General features: G+C 46.3%; 1 protein-coding gene. It reads right to left on the reverse strand.

The genetic code is table 11. From position 1 onward, the window contains the following. Positions 1–637 (reverse strand): M3 family metallopeptidase (locus tag A3735_RS05540; RefSeq protein WP_369820509.1); only part of this gene is annotated, 637 nt, incomplete at its 3' end. Between the last annotated feature and the right edge of the window lie 15 nt (positions 638–652).

Here is a 652-nt window from a genome sequence, read left to right on the forward strand (position 1 = left end):
CATCTGGCGTGTCTGCCATTTTAGTCGCTAAGGAGCGCTCGGCATGATTGTCAAACGACAGCAACTTAGCAAGCGCCTGACGGCAAGTGAGTATGCGTTGGATATTGTTACTATTATCCCACTTACCCGCATCAGGTCCTTGGTCGGAAGCGCGAGTCAAACAAGCCTGATACAGCTGCTCACGGATATTGGCATCATCGCAGTAAGTCATAACCGGCAAATAACTAGGAATATCCAGGGTAATCAGATACCCCTTCTCATGCCCCTTAGCTCTTGCCTGGCTTTCGAGCAGTTGTAGTGCACTTTCTGGCAGACCTGCAAGTGAATCAACGTCTTCAAAATAGAGCGTCCAAGACTGAGTCGCATCCAAGACATTTTCTGAAAAGCTGTTGGTCAGCTCTGACATCTCTTTCTTCAATGCCGAATAGGCTTCTTTTTCATCATCTTCCAAGGCCACGCCCGACAATTTGAAGCCACGAAGTGTATGTTTGATTGACTGCTTTTGAGCTTGGCTCAGCCCTGCGTATTCATCGCTATCAGCCAAGGCCTGATAAGCTAAAAACAAGTCTTTATTCTGTCCCATTTCAGTACTGTATTCTGTCAATTTAGCGATAAGACGCTTGTAGATTTCTCTCAACTCATCGGAGTTTAG

The sequence above is a fragment of the Oleiphilus sp. HI0061 genome, assembly GCF_001635675.1.